Genomic DNA, 19,587 nt, shown 5'->3' with positions numbered 1-19,587 from the left:
GCCACGTCCTTAACTTTTGGAATGAGCTATGTCTGCAACAAAACTGACCCGCCGCGAACAGCGCGCCCACGCCCAACATTTTATCGACACCCTGGAAGGCACCGCCTTTCCCAACTCAAAACGTATTTATATCACTGGCACGCACCCCGGCGTTCGCGTGCCGATGCGTGAGATCCAGCTTAGCCCGACGCTAATTGGCGGTAGCAAAGAACAGCCGCAGTACGAAGAAAACGAAGCGATTCCGGTCTACGACACCTCCGGCCCGTATGGTGATCCGCAGATTGCCATTAACGTGCAGCAAGGGCTGGCAAAACTACGCCAGCCGTGGATCGATGCGCGCGGCGATACCGAAGAACTTACCGTGCGCAGTTCCGATTACACTAAAGCGCGGCTGGCAGATGATGGCCTCGACGAACTGCGTTTTAGCGGCGTACTAACACCAAAACGCGCCAAAGCAGGACGCCGTGTCACCCAACTGCACTACGCCCGCCAGGGCATCATCACGCCGGAAATGGAATTCATCGCCATCCGCGAGAATATGGGCCGCGAGCGCATACGTAGCGAAGTTTTACGCCACCAGCATCCGGGAATGAGCTTTGGCGCACGTCTGCCGGAAAATATCACTGCGGAATTTGTCCGTGATGAAGTTGCTGCCGGACGTGCGATTATCCCGGCCAACATTAATCATCCGGAATCGGAGCCGATGATTATTGGCCGTAACTTCCTGGTAAAAGTTAACGCCAATATCGGCAACTCGGCGGTCACCTCTTCCATCGAAGAAGAAGTGGAAAAGCTGGTATGGTCCACGCGCTGGGGAGCGGATACGGTGATGGATCTCTCCACCGGTCGCTATATTCACGAAACCCGCGAGTGGATTTTGCGTAACAGCCCGGTGCCGATCGGTACAGTGCCGATCTACCAGGCGCTGGAGAAGGTTAACGGGATCGCCGAAGATCTTACCTGGGAAGCGTTCCGCGACACGCTGCTGGAACAGGCCGAGCAAGGTGTGGATTACTTCACTATCCATGCGGGCGTACTGCTGCGCTATGTGCCGATGACCGCAAAACGCCTGACCGGTATCGTCTCTCGCGGCGGTTCGATTATGGCGAAATGGTGCCTCTCCCATCATCAGGAAAATTTCCTCTATCAACACTTCCGCGAAATTTGTGAAATCTGTGCCGCTTATGACGTTTCGCTGTCGCTGGGCGACGGTCTGCGCCCCGGTTCTATTCAGGACGCCAACGATGAAGCGCAGTTTGCCGAGCTGCATACGCTGGGCGAACTGACCAAAATTGCCTGGGAATATGACGTGCAGGTGATGATTGAAGGCCCAGGCCACGTGCCGATGCAGATGATCCGCCGCAATATGACCGAGGAGTTAGAGCACTGCCACGAAGCGCCGTTTTACACTCTGGGGCCGCTAACTACCGATATTGCGCCGGGCTATGACCACTTCACGTCGGGGATTGGTGCGGCGATGATTGGCTGGTTTGGCTGCGCGATGCTCTGTTACGTAACGCCAAAAGAGCATCTGGGTCTGCCCAATAAAGAAGATGTTAAGCAGGGGCTTATCACCTATAAGATTGCCGCCCACGCCGCTGACCTGGCGAAAGGGCATCCGGGCGCGCAAATTCGCGATAACGCCATGTCGAAAGCCCGCTTCGAATTTCGCTGGGAAGACCAGTTTAATCTGGCCCTCGACCCGTTTACCGCCCGCGCTTATCACGATGAAACCCTGCCGCAAGAGTCAGGTAAAGTCGCCCATTTTTGCTCCATGTGTGGGCCGAAATTCTGCTCGATGAAAATCAGCCAGGAAGTGCGTGATTACGCCGCCACGCAAACTATTGAAATGGGAATGGCGGATATGTCGGAGAACTTCCGTGCCAGAGGCGGAGAAATCTACCTGCGTAAGGAGGAAGCGTGATGTATCAGCCTGATTTTCCTCCTGTACCTTTTCGTTTAGGACTGTACCCAGTGGTGGACAGCGTACAGTGGATCGAACGTCTGTTGGATGCAGGCGTACGTACTCTCCAGCTACGCATCAAAGATCGGCGCGATGAAGAGGTGGAAGCCGATGTCGTGGCGGCAATTGCGCTGGGCCGCCGCTATAACGCGCGATTGTTTATCAACGATTACTGGCGGCTCGCGATCAAGCATCAGGCGTATGGCGTCCATTTGGGGCAGGAAGATTTGCAAGCCACCGATCTCAATGCCATCCGCGCGGCAGGCCTGCGGCTGGGTGTTTCGACACATGACGATATGGAAATCGACGTCGCGCTGGCAGCACGCCCCTCTTATATCGCGCTGGGACATGTGTTCCCGACGCAAACCAAACAGATGCCTTCTGCACCGCAGGGGCTGGAACAGCTGGCACGGCATGTTGAGCGACTGGCGGATTATCCCACCGTGGCGATTGGCGGTATCAGTCTGGCACGCGCGCCTGCGGTGATAGCAACGGGTGTCGGCAGTATCGCCGTCGTCAGCGCCATTACTCAAGCCGCAGACTGGCGTTTGGCAACGGCACAGTTGCTGGAAATTGCAGGAGTTGGCGATGAATGACCGTGATTTTATGCGTTATAGCCGCCAAATCCTGCTCGACGATATCGCTCTTGACGGGCAGCAAAAACTGCTCGACAGCCAGGTGCTGATTATCGGTCTTGGCGGGCTGGGTACACCTGCTGCGCTATACCTGGCGGGCGCTGGCGTCGGGACGCTGGTACTGGCAGATGACGACGATGTGCATTTAAGCAATCTGCAACGACAAATCCTCTTTACCACTGAAGATATCGATCGCCCGAAATCGCAGGTCAGCCAACAGCGACTGACACAGTTGAATCCCGACATTCAACTGACAGCATTACAACAACGGTTAACGGGTGAGGCGTTAAAAGATGCGGTTGCACGGGCCGATGTGGTGCTCGACTGTACCGACAATATGGCGACTCGCCAGGAGATTAATGCCGCCTGCGTGGTACTCAACACGCCGCTTATCACCGCCAGCGCGGTCGGATTTGGCGGTCAGTTGATGGTACTGACGCCGCCCTGGGAGCAGGGGTGTTACCGCTGCCTGTGGCCAGATAACCAGGAGCCAGAACGCAACTGCCGCACGGCGGGCGTGGTTGGCCCGGTGGTCGGGGTGATGGGCACTTTGCAGGCACTGGAAGCCATTAAGTTATTAAGCGGTATAGAGACGCCTGCGGGAGAACTCCGACTGTTCGATGGTAAGTCTAGCCAGTGGCGCAGCCTGGCGTTGCGCCGCGCCAGTGGTTGCCCGGTATGCGGAGGAAGCAATGCAGATCCTGTTTAACGATCAACCGATGCAGTGCGCCGCCGGGCAAACTGTTCACGAACTACTGGAGCAACTCGACCAACGACAAGCGGGCGCGGCTCTGGCGATTAATCAGCAAATCGTCCCGCGTGAGCAGTGGACGCAACATATCGTGCAGGATGGCGACCAGATCCTGCTTTTTCAGGTTATTGCAGGGGGTTGAGATGTTACGTATTGCGGACAAAACGTTTGATTCACATCTGTTTACCGGCACAGGGAAATTCGCTTCTTCACAACTGATGGTGGAGGCGATCCGCGCTTCCGGCAGCCAGCTGGTGACACTGGCGATGAAACGTGTCGACTTGCGCCAGCACAACGACGCTATCCTCGAACCGCTTATCGCGGCGGGTGTGACCCTGCTGCCAAATACTTCCGGGGCGAAAACAGCGGAAGAAGCCATTTTCGCCGCCCATCTGGCACGTGAAGCGTTAGGCACAAACTGGTTAAAATTAGAGATTCACCCTGACGCCCGCTGGCTGTTGCCCGATCCCATCGAAACTCTGAAAGCCGCCGAAATGCTGGTACAACAGGGATTTGTCGTGCTGCCTTACTGCGGGGCCGATCCGGTATTGTGTAAACGTCTGGAAGAAGTCGGCTGTGCAGCGGTGATGCCGCTCGGCGCGCCGATTGGCTCGAATCAGGGACTGGAAACCCGTGCCATGCTGGAGATTATTATCCAGCAGGCCACAGTTCCGGTGGTTGTCGATGCTGGCATCGGCGTTCCCAGCCATGCCGCGCAGGCCCTGGAAATGGGGGCCGACGCGGTGTTAGTGAATACGGCGATTGCCGTAGCGGACGATCCCGTCAACATGGCGAAGGCATTTCGTCTGGCGGTAGAAGCAGGCCTGCTGGCACGTCAGTCCGGACCGGGCAGCCGCAGTCATTTTGCTCATGCCACCAGCCCGCTGACTGGATTTCTGGAGGCATCGGCATGAAAACCTTCAGCGATCGCTGGCGACAACTGGACTGGGATGACATCCGCCTGCGTATCAACGGCAAAACGGCTGTTGACGTAGAGCGGGCGCTAAATGCCTCGCAATTCACCCGCGACGATATGATGGCGCTGTTATCGCCAGCCGCCAGTGGCTATCTGGAACAACTGGCCCAACGGGCGCAGCGTCTGACCCGTCAGCGATTTGGCAACACAGTTAGTTTCTACGTCCCGCTTTATCTTTCCAATCTTTGCGCTAACGACTGCACGTACTGCGGATTTTCCATGAGTAATCGCATCAAGCGCAAAACGCTGGATGAAGCGGATATTGCCAGGGAAAGCGCCGCTATACGGGAGATGGGCTTTGAACATCTGCTATTAGTCACTGGTGAACATCAGGCGAAAGTGGGGATGGATTACTTTCGTCGTCATCTCCCCGCCCTGCGTGAACAGTTCTCTTCACTACAAATGGAAGTGCAACCGCTGGCGGAGACGGAATACGCCGAGTTAAAGCAGCTTGGTCTGGATGGCGTGATGGTTTATCAGGAGACATATCACGAGGCGACTTATGCCCGCCATCATCTGAAAGGAAAAAAACAGGACTTCTTCTGGCGGCTGGAAACGCCGGATCGGCTGGGGCGTGCGGGGATTGATAAGATAGGCCTCGGCGCGCTAATTGGCCTTTCCGACAACTGGCGCGTTGACTGCTATATGGTTGCCGAACATTTGCTATGGCTGCAACAGCATTACTGGCAAAGCCGTTACTCTGTCTCCTTTCCGCGCCTGCGCCCGTGTACTGGCGGCATTGAGCCTGCGTCGATTATGGATGAACGCCAGTTAGTGCAAACCATCTGCGCCTTCCGACTGCTTGCACCGGAGATTGAACTGTCACTCTCCACGCGGGAATCACCGTGGTTTCGCGATCGCGTTATTCCGCTGGCGATCAATAACGTCAGCACCTTCTCGAAAACGCAGCCAGGTGGCTATGCCGATAATCACCCCGAGTTGGAACAGTTCTCACCGCACGACGATCGCAGACCGGAAGCGGTTGCTGCCGCGTTAACCGCTCAGGGTTTGCAGCCGGTATGGAAAGACTGGGACAGCTATCTGGGACGGGCCTCGCAAAGACTATGAGACGGAATGTAAGAACGTAAATTTATTCCGAGCCGCTACGGAAGATGAAAAACGCAAGGTTGTTGAAAGCGTTGTGTTTTTTTATGGTAGTGCCGTCAGCAGGAATGTTGTCCAGGGCGAAAAGCTTCTTCCTCGTTTCGCCCTGCCTTTCTTAAAAATTCCGTAATGCAAAGTCTGAAGCCATCGCCTGTTGAGCAATGAAAGAGATCTGATTGTAAGAGAGTAAATACTCAACTATGATAGAGACGAAAATAAGAACACATGTTCTCATCTTCCAGGATGCAGCAGACTGAAGAAATTCAGACATCCCGCAACCTGCGATTATCGCAAGGTCAAGGCAAAGTCCGGTAATGGCGTTCTGAATACCAGAGATAATTCTCTGGCGAAACCCACCTTAAGGTGGGTTTTGTTATTTTGAGGGCTGAGGAAGCTGCTTATTTCTCAATAAGTTGTAGGCAATGGTGAAAAATTTCACTGATTTACCTTTCTGTTTTTCAGAAATGGGATAAGCGCGAGTTACATGCAAACGGAGTTTTTTCTTTTCCCTGAAAGCCCTGAACGCAACAAAGTAAAATGCCTTATCTCCTCCGTCTAAGTCCACCTCAATCACGGCATAGCTACCATACCCGGCATGAATAACGTTGCTTTCTGGCAGCGCCAAAATAGTTCTTTTTAAGTGTGTGCGCGCTAAGTTATAACGGTGCTGGCAGAAGGGACGAGATTCTTTAGGCGCGTGGTACATTAACGATTGTTTTTCTTCGTTCGTCTGATGTTCATAATCTTTTGTGAAGCAGTGAAGAGAGTAGGTAACCCAAAAGCGATACTCTAAAGGCTCTTTGCCCTCATGATGCTGAACGTAGACAGCCTGATGAGCATCAAGAAATGATAAATCACGAATATCACCATCCGGATGTCCAAAAGGTCGCCACTTTTCCACTTCCTGTTTCATTCTCGTTCCTTAAGAAAGTTACACAGGAATAGTATCGAATCCTTGCCGAGTTTGACTCAATTAGTTCAGTCAGTTTCAGGATATTAGTCATCTCTACATTGATTATGAGTATTCAGAAATTCCTTAAATATTCTGACAAATGCTCTTTCCCTAAACTCCCCCCATAAAAAAACCCGCCGAAGCGGGTTTTTACGTTATTTGCGGATTAACGATTACTCGTTATCAGAACCGCCCAGACCTGCGTTCAGCAGTTCTGCCAGGCTGGCAGATGCGTCTTCTGCAGTCACCTGCGGTGCAGCCGGAGCTTCACCCGCAGCACGGCGACGCATACGATCCTGGTGGTACGCGTAACCGGTACCTGCCGGGATCAGACGACCCACGATAACGTTCTCTTTCAGGCCGCGCAGTTCGTCGCGTTTGCCCGCAACGGCTGCTTCGGTCAGCACGCGAGTGGTCTCCTGGAACGATGCCGCGGAGATGAAGGACTCGGTTGCCAGAGACGCTTTGGTGATACCCAGCAGATCGCGGGAGTAAGTTGCACCCACTTTGCCGTTCGCTTCCAGTTCGCGGTTTGCGATCTTGACGCGAGAGTATTCAACCTGTTCGCCTTCCAGGAAGTCGGAGCTGCCCGCGTTAACGATGGTAGCTTTACGCAGCATCTGACGAACGATAACTTCGATGTGTTTATCGTTAATCTTAACGCCCTGCAGACGGTATACGTCCTGTACTTCGTTAACGATGTAACGAGTCACAGCATGAACACCACGCAGACGCAGAATGTCGTGCGGCGCTTCCGGACCGTCGGAAATTACGTCACCACGTTCTACACGTTCACCTTCGAACACGTTGAGCTGACGCCATTTCGGAATCATCTCTTCGTACGGATCGCTACCGTCTACCGGGGTGATAACCAGACGACGTTTACCTTTGGTTTCTTTACCGAAGGAAACGATACCGCTGATTTCAGCCAGGATTGCCGGCTCTTTCGGACGACGTGCTTCGAACAGGTCCGCAACGCGCGGCAGACCACCGGTGATGTCCTTGGTACCGCCGGATTCCTGCGGAATACGCGCCAGGGTGTCACCAGAGCTGATCTGTACGCCATCTTCCAGCTGAACAATCGCTTTACCCGGCAGGAAGTACTGCGCAGGCATATCGGTACCTGGGATCAGAACGTCGTTACCCTGAGCATCAACGATTTTCAGTGCCGGACGCAGATCTTTACCACCTGCTGTACGTTCTGCGGAATCCAGAACCACCAGCGAAGACAGACCGGTCAATTCGTCTGTCTGACGAGTAATGGTCTGACCGTCGATCATGTCAGTAAAGCGTACAAAACCGCTTACTTCGGTGATAACCGGCATGGTGTGCGGGTCCCAGTTTGCAACGGTTTCGCCGCCAGCAACCTGTTCGCCATCGCCTTTCGCCAGTACCGCACCGTAAGGTACTTTGTAGCTTTCTTTGGTACGACCGAATTCGTCGATCAGTTTCAGTTCAGTATTACGGGAAGTGATAACCAGTTTACCGCTGGAGTTCACAACCGACTTCACGTTGCTGAGCTTGATGCTACCTTTGTTTTTCACCTGGATGCTGGATTCAGCAGCCGCACGAGATGCCGCACCACCGATGTGGAACGTACGCATGGTCAGCTGTGTACCCGGTTCACCGATGGACTGTGCCGCGATAACACCGATTGCTTCACCTTTGTTGATGATGTGGCCACGCGCCAGGTCACGACCGTAGCAGTGCGCACATACACCAAAGTCGGTGTCACAAGATACAACAGAACGTACTTTTACCGCGTCGACAGAGTTCTCTTCCAGCAGGTCACACCACTGTTCGTGCAGCAGCGTGTTGCGCGGAACGAGGATATCAGCAGTACCCGGCTTCAGAACGTCTTCAGCAGTTACACGACCCAGTACGCGATCGCGCAGCGGCTCTTTAACGTCACCACCCTCGATAACCGGAGTCATCATGATACCTTCATGGGTACCACAATCGTCTTCGGTAACCACCAGGTCCTGCGCCACGTCAACCAGACGACGAGTCAGGTAACCGGAGTTCGCAGTTTTCAGTGCGGTATCCGCCAGACCTTTACGAGCACCGTGGGTGGAGATGAAGTACTGGAGTACGTTCAGACCTTCACGGAAGTTCGCGGTGATTGGCGTTTCGATGATGGAGCCATCCGGCTTCGCCATCAGACCACGCATACCAGCAAGCTGACGAATCTGTGCCGCAGAACCACGCGCACCGGAGTCGGCCATCATGTAGATGCTGTTGAAGGAAACCTGCTTCTCTTCCTGACCGTCACGGTTAATCACGGTTTCAGTTTGCAGGTTATCCATCATCGCTTTGGATACACGATCGTTCGCCGCAGCCCAGATATCGATAACTTTGTTGTAGCGTTCGCCCGCAGTTACCAGACCAGACTGGAACTGCTCCTGAATTTCAGCAACTTCTGCTTCTGCCTCGGAGATGATTTCGTGTTTCTTCTCCGGGATGACCATGTCATCGATACCAACAGATGCACCAGAACGCGCTGCATAGGCGAAGCCGGTGTACATGATCTGGTCCGCAAAAATAACGGTCGGTTTCAGACCGAGAATGCGGTAGCAGGTGTTCAGCATTTTGGAGATTGCTTTTTTACCCAGCGCCTGGTTGACGATGGAGTAAGGCAGACCTTTCGGTACAATCATCCACAGAATGGCACGGCCAACAGTCGTGTCTTTCAGGCTGGTTTTCGCTACTAATTCACCGTTTGCATCTTTTTCATACTCGGTGATACGCACTTTAACGCGCGCATGCAGAGAAGCCAGACCAGAGCGATACAGACGTTCTGCTTCTTTCGGGCCAGTCAGCACCATGCCTTCGCCTTTGGCGTTAACACAGTCACGGGTCATATAGTACAGACCCAGAACAACGTCCTGAGACGGAACGATGATTGGTTCGCCGTTCGCCGGGGACAGGATGTTGTTGGTAGACATCATCAGCGCACGCGCTTCCAGCTGGGCTTCCAGCGTCAGCGGTACGTGAACAGCCATCTGGTCACCATCGAAGTCGGCGTTATATGCCGCACAAACCAGCGGGTGCAGCTGGATAGCTTTACCTTCGATCAGTACCGGTTCAAATGCCTGGATACCCAGACGGTGCAGAGTCGGTGCACGGTTCAGCAGTACCGGGTGTTCGCGGATAACTTCGTCCAGGATATCCCAAACGACAGCTTCTTCGCGCTCAACCATTTTCTTCGCAGCTTTAATGGTGGTAGCAAGACCACGCAGTTCCAGCTTGCCGTAGATGAACGGTTTGAACAGCTCCAGCGCCATTTTCTTCGGCAGACCGCACTGATGCAGACGCAGGTATGGACCTACGGTGATTACAGAACGACCGGAGTAGTCAACACGCTTACCGAGCAGGTTCTGACGGAAACGACCCTGTTTACCTTTGATCATGTCGGCCAAAGATTTCAGAGGACGCTTGTTAGAACCGGTGATCGCACGACCGCGACGACCGTTATCCAGCAGGGCGTCTACCGCTTCCTGCAGCATACGTTTTTCGTTACGTACGATGATGTCCGGCGCAGCCAGATCCAGCAGACGTTTCAGACGGTTGTTACGGTTAATGACGCGACGATACAGATCGTTCAGGTCAGAAGTCGCGAAACGACCACCATCCAGCGGAACCAGCGGACGCAGATCTGGCGGCAGTACCGGCAGAACGGTCAGGATCATCCACTCTGGTTTGTTACCAGACTGAACGAACGCTTCCAGCAGTTTGATACGCTTGGTCAGCTTTTTACGCTTGGTTTCGGAGTTGGTTTCGTTCAGCTCTTCACGCAGCTGTTCGCACTCTTGCTCCAGATCCATGCTCTTCAGCAGAGCCTGGATTGCTTCCGCCCCCATCTTCGCGTCGAATTCGTCACCGAACTCTTCCAGCGCGTCCAGATACTGCTCTTCAGTCAGGATCTGCTGACGTTCCAGGTTGGTCATACCGCCTTCGATAACCACATAGGATTCAAAGTACAGTACGCGTTCGATATCGCGCAGCGGCATATCGAGCAGCAGACCGATACGGGACGGCAGCGATTTCAGGAACCAGATGTGCGCAGTCGGGGAAGCCAGTTCGATGTGGCCCATACGCTCACGGCGTACTTTAGTCTGGGTCACTTCAACGCCGCACTTCTCACAGATGACGCCACGGTGTTTCAGGCGCTTGTACTTACCGCACAGGCACTCGTAATCTTTTACCGGCCCAAAGATACGGGCGCAGAAAAGGCCGTCACGTTCTGGTTTGAACGTACGGTAGTTGATGGTTTCCGGCTTTTTAACTTCACCGAAAGACCATGAACGGATCATGTCTGGCGAAGCCAGAGCAATTTTGATCGCATCAAACTCTTCGGTTTTAGTCTGCGCTTTCAGAAACTTTAATAAATCTTTCACGGATTTGCTCCCGTCGGAGTTAGCACAATCCGCTGCCGGGTTTTAACCCGACAGCAGTGACCTGTTTGAGCGAGAATTACTCGTCTTCCAGTTCGATGTTGATACCCAGCGAACGAATCTCTTTCAACAATACGTTGAAGGATTCTGGCATGCCCGGCTCCATCTGATGGTTGCCGTCCACGATGTTTTTATACATCTTGGTACGACCGTTCACGTCATCAGACTTAACGGTGAGCATTTCCTGCAGGGTGTATGCTGCGCCGTATGCTTCCAGCGCCCACACTTCCATCTCCCCGAAACGCTGACCACCGAACTGTGCCTTACCACCCAGCGGCTGCTGAGTAACCAGGCTGTAAGAACCGGTGGAACGCGCGTGCATCTTGTCGTCGACCAGGTGGTTCAGTTTCAGCATGTACATGTAACCAACGGTTACCGGACGCTCGAACTGTTCACCAGTGCGACCATCGTACAGGCGGATCTGACCGGAAGTCGGCAGGTCGCCAAGTTTCAGCAGCTCTTTAATTTCTGCTTCTTTCGCACCGTCGAACACCGGCGTTGCGATTGGCATACCTTTGCGCAGGTTTTCAGCCAGACGCATAACTTCTTCATCGCTGAAGGTACTCAGGTCAACTTTCTGACGAACGTCAGCGCCCAGATCGTACGCACGCTGGATGAATTCGCGCAGTTTCGCGACTTCTTGCTGCTGTTTCAGCATGGCGTTGATCTTGTCGCCGATACCTTTCGCAGCCATACCCAGGTGGGTTTCGAGGATCTGACCGATGTTCATACGAGACGGTACGCCCAGCGGGTTCAGTACGATGTCTACCGGCGTACCGTTTTCATCGTAAGGCATATCTTCGATCGGGTTGATCTTAGAAATTACACCCTTGTTACCGTGACGACCTGCCATCTTGTCACCAGGCTGGATACGGCGTTTAACCGCCAGATATACCTTAACAATCTTCAGCACGCCCGGTGCCAGATCGTCGCCCTGGGTGATTTTGCGGCGTTTCGCTTCGAGTTTCTTCTCGAACTCGTGTTTCAGTTCGTCATACTGCTCAGCCAGCTGTTCCAGCTGATTTTGTTTCTCTTCGTCTGTCAGGCCCAGCTCCAGCCAGCGATCGCGCGGCAGTTTGTCGAGCTTCTCAGCTTCAACGCCACCGGCTACCAGCACAGCACGGATACGGCTGAACAGACCCGCTTCGAGGATCTGCAGTTCTTCAGACAGGTCTTTCTTCGCCTGTTTGAGCTGCATTTCTTCGATTTCCAGCGCACGTTTGTCTTTTTCTACGCCATCGCGAGTAAAGACCTGAACGTCGATAACCGTACCGGATACACCGTTTGGTACGCGCAGAGAAGAGTCTTTAACGTCAGAGGCTTTCTCACCGAAGATCGCACGCAGCAGTTTTTCTTCTGGGGTCAGCTGAGTTTCACCTTTCGGCGTTACCTTACCAACCAGAATGTCGCCACCGGTCACTTCCGCACCAATGTAAACGATACCGGATTCATCCAGTTTGGAGAGCGCAGCTTCACCCACGTTCGGGATGTCAGCGGTGATCTCTTCCGGCCCCAGCTTGGTGTCACGGGACACACACGCCAGTTCCTGAATGTGGATGGTGGTGAAACGGTCTTCCTGAACAACACGCTCGGATACGAGGATGGAGTCTTCGAAGTTGTAACCATTCCACGGCATGAACGCTACGCGCATGTTCTGACCAAGCGCCAGTTCACCGAGGTCGGTGGACGGACCGTCTGCCAGCACGTCGCCACGTTCAACCGGTTCACCCAGAGACACACACGGCATCTGGTTGATACAGGTGTTCTGGTTAGAACGGGTGTATTTGGTCAGGTTGTAGATGTCGATACCTGCTTCACCCGGATACATCTCGTCTTCGTTAACTTTGATAACGATACGGGAAGCATCCACGTACTGAACGACACCACCACGTTTAGCTACCGCAGTTACACCGGAGTCAACGGCAACAGCACGTTCCATACCAGTACCAACCAGCGGCTTATCAGCGCGCAGAGTCGGAACGGCCTGACGTTGCATGTTCGCACCCATCAATGCACGGTTGGCGTCATCGTGTTCCAGGAACGGGATCAGGGACGCACCGACGGATACCACCTGCTGGGTGGATACGTCCATGTAGTCAACCTGGTCGCGGCTGAACAAGCTGGATTCGCCTTTGCTACGGCAAGTTACCAGGTCTTCTACGAAGTGGCCTTCTTCATCCAGGTTGGAGTTCGCCTGGGCGATAACGTAGTTGCCTTCTTCGATAGCAGACAGGTAGTGAATTTCGTCAGTTACAACACCGTCGGTCACTTTACGATACGGAGTCTCAAGGAAGCCGTATTCGTTAGTCTGTGCGTACACGGACAGAGAGTTGATCAGACCGATGTTCGGACCTTCAGGGGTTTCGATTGGACATACGCGACCGTAGTGAGTCGGGTGTACGTCTCGAACTTCGAAGCCTGCACGTTCACGGGTCAGACCGCCTGGGCCGAGTGCGGAGATACGACGTTTGTGCGTAATCTCAGACAGCGGGTTGTTCTGGTCCATAAACTGAGACAGCTGGCTGGAACCGAAGAACTCTTTCACTGCTGCGGAAATCGGCTTGGCGTTGATCATATCCTGAGGCATCAGGGTATCCAGATCGCCCAGAGACAGACGCTCTTTCACCGCACGCTCTACACGTACCAGGCCAACGCGGAACTGGTTTTCCGCCATTTCGCCAACGGAACGGATACGACGGTTGCCGAGGTGGTCGATATCATCGACTTCGCCTTTACCGTTACGGATATCGATGAGCTTTTTCATAACATCAATGATGTCGTCTTTGCTCAGGATACCGGAACCTTCGATTTCTTCGCGCAGCAGAGAACGGTTGAACTTCATACGACCAACCGCAGACAAGTCATAACGGTCTTCGGAGAAGAACAGGTTCTCGAACAGGCTTTCAGCTGCTTCACGAGTCGGCGGCTCGCCAGGGCGCATCATGCGGTAGATTTCTACCAGTGCGCTCAGACGGTCGTTAGTTGGGTCGACACGTAAGGTTTCAGAGATATATGGGCCGTGATCCAGATCGTTGGTGAACAGCGTTTCGATACGCTTGTGACCAGACTGGCTCAGCTTAGCCAGCAGATCCAGGCTCAGCTCCATGTTCGCTGCGCAGATCAGCTCGCCGGTAGACTCATCAATATAGTCTTTAGCAACCACTTTACCTGCGATGTACTCAACCGGGACTTCGATCAGTTTGACGTCGTCTTTTTCCAGCTGGCGAATGTGGCGCGCAGTGATACGGCGGCCTTTTTCTACGTACACTTTACCGTTAGCTTCGATGTCAAAAGATGCGGTTTCACCACGCAGGCGTTCCGGCACCAGTTCCATCTGCAGCTTGTTATCACGGATTTCAAAGATAACTTTTTCAAAGAACAGGTCGAGGATCTGCTCTGTGGTGTAGTTCAGGGCGCGCAGAATGATGGTCGCAGGCAGTTTACGGCGACGGTCGATACGTACGAACAGGTTGTCCTTCGGATCGAATTCGAAGTCCAGCCAGGAACCACGGTAAGGGATGATACGCGCGTTATACAGCACTTTACCCGAAGAGTGGGTTTTACCTTTGTCGGAGTCAAAGAAGACGCCCGGACTACGGTGCAGCTGGGAAACGATAACACGCTCAGTACCGTTGATAACAAAGGTACCGTTGTCTGTCATGAGCGGAATTTCGCCCATGTAGACTTCTTGTTCTTTAATGTCTTTTACGGTGCCTTCCGGCGCTTCGCGCTCATAGATCACCAGACGCAGTTTAACGCGCAGCGGTGCGGAATAGGTCACGCCACGGATTTGACATTCCTGGACGTCAAACACCGGTTCGCCAAGGCGGTAGCTGACGTATTGCAGCTCGGAATTACCGCTGTAGCTCTGAATCGGGAATACGGAACGGAAAGCAGCTTCCAGACCATACTGCCCTTCAGGATCTTGCTCGATAAATTTCTGAAACGAGTCAAGCTGGATAGAAAGGAGATAAGGTACATCCAGAACTTGTGGACGTTTACCAAAATCCTTACGAATACGTTTTTTCTCGGTATAGGAGTAAACCATAGGGTTCCTCAGCTCGCTGACAAGTCGACCCATCTGTCCATTGAGCGGACAGTTTGTGCAACACTATTTTGTTGACCGGAAAATGGAACACTTTCCGCAATGCCTGTTGCTATCACGCTTAAACCATTTCATTGCGATTTACACAGAACGGACGTCCTGTCGCAGTATATTAAGTCGTCGATAGAAACAAGCATTGAAAGGCACAGCAGTAGTCAAACAGTGTGAAACGCTACTGGCGCCTTACAGCGCAAAAAGGCTGGTGACTAAAAAGTCACCAGCCATCAGCCTGATTTCTCAGGCTGCAACCGGAAGGGTTGGCTTATTTAACTTCAACTTCAGCGCCAGCTTCTTCCAGAGCTTTTTTCAGTGCTTCTGCGTCGTCTTTGCTCACGCCTTCTTTCAGAGCAGCCGGTGCAGATTCTACCAGGTCTTTAGCTTCTTTCAGACCCAGGCCAGTTGCGCCACGTACTGCTTTGATAACAGCAACTTTGTTAGCGCCAGCAGCTTTCAGAATTACGTCGAATTCAGTTTTTTCTTCAGCAGCTTCAACCGGGCCAGCAGCTACAGCTACAGCAGCAGCAGCGGAAACACCGAATTTTTCTTCCATTGCAGAGATCAGTTCTACAACGTCCATTACAGACATAGCTGCAACTGCTTCAATGATTTGATCTTTAGTGATAGACATTTAAATTGTTCCTGAATATCAGAATAAGTTTATACGTAAGCGAATGCGTTAAAAAGATAACTGCGATTAAGCAGCTTCTTTCGCATCGCGTACAGCAGCCAGAGTACGAACCAGTTTGCCAGCCGAAGCTTCTTTCATGGTTGCCATCAGGCGTGCAATTGCTTCTTCGTAGGTCGGCAGAGTTGCCAGGCGGTCGATCTGAGACGCCGGGATCAGCTCACCTTCAAAGGCAGCGGCTTTGACCTCAAATTTTGCATTCGCTTTCGCGAACTCTTTGAACAGACGAGCAGCAGCGCCCGGGTGTTCCATAGAGTATGCAATCAGGGTCGGACCAACAAACGCGTCTTTCAGGCACTCGAACGGAGTACCTTCAACAGCACGGCGCAGCAGGGTGTTACGAACAACACGCATGTATACGCCAGCTTCGCGACCTGCTTTACGCAGTTCAGTCATTTTATCTACAGTTACGCCACGGGAATCCGCAACTACTGCAGACAGCGCGCCTTTGGCTACTTCGCTGACTTCAGCAACAATCGCTTGTTTGTCTTGAAGATTTAAAGCCATTAGCTTTGCTCCTGGATGTTTGCCAGAGAAAATCTCTGGAACTCACTTCACTCCTCCAAACGGAGAGAGCGTCTTAATTACGGTGAGCAGAAACAAGCCAGAATATAAAAGAATAATCTTAGCGTTCTGTCACCGTCTACGCAGGGGATTAAGTTTCTTGCGAAACTCCTGCGGTCTTCGACGGAGGCCTGGATAGGCCAGGCTCCAACGAACAAATCTTTTCTATCCGTCGCTATTCAACTTGTGGCGGCGTTGGCTTCCTTCATTCGCACCAGTCACATAGTTAGCTATGCTCCTGGCGACTCACTCAGTTGCCGCCTTGCCACAACCCGAATATCTCGGATATACGTCTGCATTAAGCATTATACGTGGGGGTAAGATTGTAGACAAAATCACCGCCCACGTAAAGGCATTAGTTTACAGAAGCGCTCAGGCCAGCCTGGTCAACTGCAACACCTGCACCCATGGTGGTGGAGATGCTAACTTTCTTGATGTACACGCCTTTCGCCTGAGTCGGTTTTGCTTTTTTCAGCGCAACCAGCAGAGCTTCCAGGTTTTCTTTCAGTTTGTCAGCGTCAAAGTCCACTTTACCGATGGTGGTGTGGATGATGCCGTTTTTGTCGTTACGGTAACGAACCTGGCCAGCTTTAGCGTTTTTAACCGCTTCAGCAACGTTCGGTGTTACAGTACCCACTTTCGGGTTTGGCATCAGGCCGCGCGGACCCAGAACCTGGCCCAGCTGGCCAACAACGCGCATTGCATCCGGAGAAGCAATAACAACGTCAAAGTTCATTTCGCCTTTCTTGATCTGGTCAGCCAGATCTTCCATACCTACCAGTTCTGCGCCTGCAGCTTTAGCAGCTTCAGCGTTTGCACCTTGGGTAAATACGGCTACGCGAACGGAACGGCCAGTACCGTGCGGCAGTACAGTTGCACCACGTACGTTCTGGTCAGATTTACGAGCGTCGATGCCGAGGTTAACAGCTACGTCCACGCTTTCTACGAATTTAGCAGTCGCCAGCTCTTTCAGCAGTGCGATAGCTTCGTTGATGTCGTACTGTTTGGTTGCATCAACTTTCTCGCGGATAACACGCATGCGCTTGGTCAGTTTAGCCATTTCTTAGTCCTCCACTACCAGGCCCATGGAACGTGCAGTACCTTCGATGGAGCGAGTCATCGCTTCAATGTCGGCACCAGTCATGTCGGCAGCTTTGGTCTGCGCGATTTCCTGCAGCTGAGCGCGGGAAATTTTACCCACTTTGTCTTTGTTCGGCTTACCGGAACCAGACTTGATACCAGCCGCTTTTTTCAGCAGAACTGCTGCCGGCGGGGTCTTGGTAACGAAAGTGAAAGAACGGTCAGCGTAAACGGTGATTACTACCGGAATCGGCAGACCTTTTTCGATGGAATCAGTTTTTGCGTTGAACGCTTTGCAGAATTCCATGATGTTTACGCCCTGCTGACCCAGAGCCGGACCTACTGGCGGACTCGGGTTAGCCATACCAGCTGCAACCTGCAGCTTGACATAGGCTTGTACTTTCTTAGCCATTATAAATTCCTCAAGTTGGGTAATAACGCCTCTGAGAGGCTCCCCGTGATATAAAAAATCGTTTTACGGGCAAGGCCCATAAAAACAAAAGGCGCGAAATTGTATTCCAATCTCACGCCTTGTGCAACGATTAAATCGCCGCTTTTTTGATCGCTGGGTTAGGCTTTTTCAACCTGGCTGAAGTCCAGCTCTACCGGGGTCGCACGACCGAAGATAGAAACAGACACTTTCAGACGAGATTTCTCGTAATCCACTTCTTCAACAACACCGTTGAAGTCAGCGAACGGACCATCATTAACACGGACCATTTCACCCGGTTCAAACAGCGTTTTCGGACGCGGCTTATCACCAACCTGCTGCAGGCGGTTCATAATCGCATCGACTTCTTTATCGCTGATTGGCGCAGGACGATCGGAAGTACCGCCGATGAAGCCCATCACACGCGGTACGCTGCGCACCAGGTGCCAGCTCGCGTCGTTCATCACCATCTGAACGAGGACGTAGCCAGGGAAGAATTTACGTTCGCTTTTGCGACGCTGACCGCCACGGATTTCAACCACTTCTTCGGTTGGTACCATGACTTCACCAAACAAATCTTCCATGTTGTGTAATTTGATATGCTCACGCAGCGACGTTGCTACGCGGCCTTCAAAACCGGAAAACGCCTGAACGACGTACCAGCGCTTTTTAGGAGCTTCAGACATCTCAGAACCTCAGGCCAGTGATAAAGGATACCAGGCGAACCAGAATACCATCCAGTCCCCACAGGATCAGTGACATTACTGCGGTAACCGCAGCCACAATCAGCGTGGTGTGCAATGTTTCCTGGCGAGTCGGCCAAATGACCTTACGGACTTCGGTACGCGCTTCACGGGCAAAAGCAACGGTAGCTTTACCTTTTGTCGTTAACAGCGCGACACCACCCGCTGCAGCAATCAGAATTACTACGGCCAGCGCACGCAGCGGCAGCATAATGTCGCGATAAAGGTAGTTGCCGACAATCGCCACCAGGAGCAATGCCACCACAACGACCCACTTCATCGCTTCCAGGCCGCGCCCGCTTCCTTGAGCTTCGGTATTCGCACTCATAAACCAACCTGTCAGAAGTTTTCTACAAACATTTTCACCCCGCGATCGCGAGGCAAACCAAATCGAAACGCGTATTAGCTTTTCGGATTATACGCCCTCAACAGAGCCTGTCTCAGCAATGATTATGACAAAGAAAATCACTGATGAGCCAGGTTCTGGTACGAAAGCGTGCAAAAAGGGCATCAAATGATGCCCTTTTAGTGCGCATTGCGTCAAATGTTATCGGCAATTAGCTCAGAACTTTTGCTACAACGCCCGCGCCAACGGTACGGCCGCCTTCACGGATTGCGAAACGCAGACCGTCGTCCATCGCGATCGGGTGGATCAGGGTAACAACCATTTTGATGTTGTCGCCCGGCATTACCATCTCTACGCCTTCCGGCAGTTCGATGGTACCAGTCACGTCAGTAGTACGGAAGTAGAACTGCGGACGGTAGCCTTTGAAGAACGGAGTATGACGACCGCCTTCATCTTTGGACAGAATGTACACTTCAGATTCGAACTTGGTGTGCGGCTTGATGGTGCCCGGCTTAGCCAGTACCTGACCACGTTCGATTTCTTCACGTTTGATACCACGCAGCAGAACACCTACGTTCTCACCAGCACGGCCTTCGTCCAGCAGTTTGCGGAACATTTCAACGCCAGTACAGGTAGACTTCTGAGTCTCTTTGATACCAACGATTTCAACTTCTTCACCAACTTTGATGATACCGCGTTCTACACGACCGGTAACAACGGTACCACGACCGGAGATGGAGAATACGTCTTCGATCGGCAGCAGGAACGGCTTGTCAATCGCACGCTCTGGTTCCGGAAT

Annotated in this window: 16 protein-coding genes; 6 read left to right on the top strand and 10 right to left on the bottom strand. The window is 52.7% G+C overall.

Translation table 11 applies throughout. The annotated features are described in order from the left end of the window. Nucleotides 1–28 precede the first annotated feature (28 nt). The 6 genes from thiC to thiH are packed head-to-tail and all read left to right on the top strand — an operon-like array spanning nt 29 to nt 5,393. Nucleotides 29–1,924 carry a phosphomethylpyrimidine synthase ThiC gene (thiC, locus tag E0D98_RS08050; RefSeq protein ID WP_001276878.1) on the top strand — a complete coding sequence of 632 codons (1,896 nt, stop codon included), beginning with the start codon at nt 29–31 and terminating at the stop codon, nt 1,922–1,924. Beyond that, the gene (gene thiE, locus E0D98_RS08045; RefSeq protein WP_000284600.1) at nt 1,924–2,559 is read left to right on the top strand and encodes a thiamine phosphate synthase; all 636 of its coding nucleotides are present in this window, start codon (nt 1,924–1,926) and stop codon (nt 2,557–2,559) included. Before thiC ends, thiE begins: the two co-directional genes overlap by 1 nt. Beyond that, nucleotides 2,552–3,307 carry a thiazole biosynthesis adenylyltransferase ThiF gene (gene thiF, locus E0D98_RS08040; protein ID WP_000999739.1) on the top strand — a complete coding sequence of 252 codons (756 nt, stop codon included), beginning with the start codon at nt 2,552–2,554 and terminating at the stop codon, nt 3,305–3,307. The genes thiE and thiF overlap by 8 nt, the downstream gene beginning before the upstream one ends. Then, nucleotides 3,291–3,491 (top strand): sulfur carrier protein ThiS, encoded by a 201-nt coding sequence (gene thiS / locus E0D98_RS08035; protein WP_001166232.1) that lies wholly within the window; start codon nt 3,291–3,293, stop codon nt 3,489–3,491. Before thiF ends, thiS begins: the two co-directional genes overlap by 17 nt. A gap of 1 nt (nt 3,492) precedes the next feature. Then, nucleotides 3,493–4,263 carry a thiazole synthase gene (thiG, locus tag E0D98_RS08030; protein WP_000944094.1) on the top strand — a complete coding sequence of 257 codons (771 nt, stop codon included), beginning with the start codon at nt 3,493–3,495 and terminating at the stop codon, nt 4,261–4,263. Next, nucleotides 4,260–5,393: a 2-iminoacetate synthase ThiH gene (thiH, locus tag E0D98_RS08025; protein WP_050877103.1), complete on the top strand. Its 1,134-nt coding sequence runs from the start codon at nt 4,260–4,262 to the stop codon at nt 5,391–5,393. The genes thiG and thiH overlap by 4 nt, the downstream gene beginning before the upstream one ends. A 409-nt stretch (nt 5,394–5,802) precedes the next feature. Here thiH and E0D98_RS08020 read toward each other — a convergent pair whose 3' ends face one another. The 10 genes from E0D98_RS08020 to E0D98_RS07975 form a co-directional block, all read right to left on the bottom strand. Then, nucleotides 5,803–6,342 carry a stationary phase growth adaptation protein gene (locus E0D98_RS08020; RefSeq protein WP_047086746.1) on the bottom strand — a complete coding sequence of 180 codons (540 nt, stop codon included), beginning with the start codon at nt 6,340–6,342 and terminating at the stop codon, nt 5,803–5,805. A gap of 212 nt (nt 6,343–6,554) precedes the next feature. Next, on the bottom strand, nt 6,555–10,778 hold the full coding sequence (gene rpoC / locus E0D98_RS08015) for a DNA-directed RNA polymerase subunit beta' (RefSeq protein WP_000653944.1): 4,224 nt from the start codon (nt 10,776–10,778) through the stop codon (nt 6,555–6,557). 76 nt (nt 10,779–10,854) lie between these two features. Beyond that, nucleotides 10,855–14,883 (bottom strand): DNA-directed RNA polymerase subunit beta, encoded by a 4,029-nt coding sequence (rpoB, locus tag E0D98_RS08010; protein WP_000263098.1) that lies wholly within the window; start codon nt 14,881–14,883, stop codon nt 10,855–10,857. A 319-nt stretch (nt 14,884–15,202) separates the two neighbouring features. Next, complete coding sequence (gene rplL, locus E0D98_RS08005) at nt 15,203–15,568, bottom strand: 50S ribosomal protein L7/L12 (RefSeq protein ID WP_000028878.1); 366 nt, start codon at nt 15,566–15,568, stop codon at nt 15,203–15,205. A gap of 66 nt (nt 15,569–15,634) precedes the next feature. Further along, nucleotides 15,635–16,132 (bottom strand): 50S ribosomal protein L10, encoded by a 498-nt coding sequence (gene rplJ, locus E0D98_RS08000; protein ID WP_001207201.1) that lies wholly within the window; start codon nt 16,130–16,132, stop codon nt 15,635–15,637. A gap of 412 nt (nt 16,133–16,544) precedes the next feature. After that, nucleotides 16,545–17,249: a 50S ribosomal protein L1 gene (gene rplA / locus E0D98_RS07995; RefSeq protein WP_001096684.1), complete on the bottom strand. Its 705-nt coding sequence runs from the start codon at nt 17,247–17,249 to the stop codon at nt 16,545–16,547. A gap of 3 nt (nt 17,250–17,252) precedes the next feature. After that, nucleotides 17,253–17,681, bottom strand: coding sequence for a 50S ribosomal protein L11 (gene rplK, locus E0D98_RS07990; protein ID WP_001085926.1), 429 nt, complete (start codon nt 17,679–17,681; stop codon nt 17,253–17,255). Between the two features lie 158 nt (nt 17,682–17,839). Then, entirely contained in the window at nt 17,840–18,385 is a 546-nt protein-coding gene (nusG, locus tag E0D98_RS07985) for a transcription termination/antitermination protein NusG (RefSeq protein WP_001287516.1), read from the bottom strand. Nucleotide 18,386: 1 nt separating this feature from the next. Next, a complete protein-coding gene (gene secE / locus E0D98_RS07980; RefSeq protein ID WP_001275702.1) occupies nt 18,387–18,770 on the bottom strand; it encodes a preprotein translocase subunit SecE in 384 nt (127 codons plus the stop codon). 229 nt (nt 18,771–18,999) lie between these two features. Further along, nucleotides 19,000–19,587 (bottom strand): EF-Tu/IF-2/RF-3 family GTPase (locus tag E0D98_RS07975; RefSeq protein WP_000542098.1); only part of this gene is annotated, 588 nt, incomplete at its 5' end.

The sequence above is a fragment of the Escherichia sp. KCJ4928 genome, from assembly GCF_004352695.1.
Lineage (GTDB): Bacteria > Pseudomonadota > Gammaproteobacteria > Enterobacterales > Enterobacteriaceae > ECMA0423.
This window is presented reverse-complemented; position numbering and strand designations above follow the sequence as displayed.